Here is a 758-nt window from a genome sequence, read left to right as displayed (position 1 = left end):
AGGTTTAGCTAAGCTATGTTTGGCTCTGAGTGTGGGTGTTTTTGCGTTACCAGCACAAGCCCATTTTCCGCTAATGAACTGCTGGTTTGAGAGCGATATGGTTGCGTGTGAAGCAGGCTACTCCGATGGCAGCAAAGCGATTGATTATTCAGTCGAAATGTATGATTACGAAGACAATCTGATTGCTAAAGTAATGACAGATAAGCGCTCTATTGCTGAATTTAAAAAGCCGCAATCAGATTTCTATATTGTGTTCGACTCCGGGCACGAATTCCCTGTTGAGGTTGATGTTGTTGAGATCAGCTAAAAATGATCATTCAATCCGTTAGAGCGGATACGGGTGGCCGAGAGGGCAAATGGGTTGCACTCATCATCGTAGCAATTCTTGGCTTTGCGACCCTCGCTATCCCGTATCATCAAGCTGAAATTCATGTCACTACCGCTTACGAGCATCAGATTCTCGTTACCGATGTCGAGCAAGAAAATCTTGCGATGCTCGCGGAACTTCGACTCGCCCACGAAGAGATCCGAGACCTTTATCTAGACAACGCCAATCAATGGCCAAGTGTTGATTCACTTGAGGAAGAGTGGGTTGCACCTTTTACACGCGATCAGAGCTGGAAAAGAAAAGGCGAACACAACTGGGTGTTGCTTGATGCAGGATTCTACTTCTCCGCACCAGATCAAAAGGGCTTTGCGGACTCATTCTTAATGAACGCGAACTCTGTTTCCCCAGAAATTTGGATCAACTTACAAGG

The 758-nt window shown here is 45.9% G+C and carries 2 protein-coding genes; both read left to right on the top strand.

Going from position 1 to position 758, the window contains the following annotated elements; translation table 11 throughout:
• Positions 1-19: 19 nt before the first annotated feature.
• A complete protein-coding gene (locus KIV40_RS29800) occupies positions 20-307 on the top strand; it encodes a hypothetical protein (protein WP_285352873.1) in 288 nt (95 codons plus the stop codon).
• Between the two features lie 2 nt (positions 308-309).
• Positions 310-758: DUF6162 family protein (locus KIV40_RS29795; protein WP_285352872.1), on the top strand; the 449-nt coding region annotated here is incomplete at its 3' end.

The sequence above is a fragment of the Vibrio sp. D173a genome (assembly GCF_030248475.1).
Note: the sequence above shows the minus strand (reverse complement) of the source record. Positions and strands in the feature narration are given on the sequence as shown.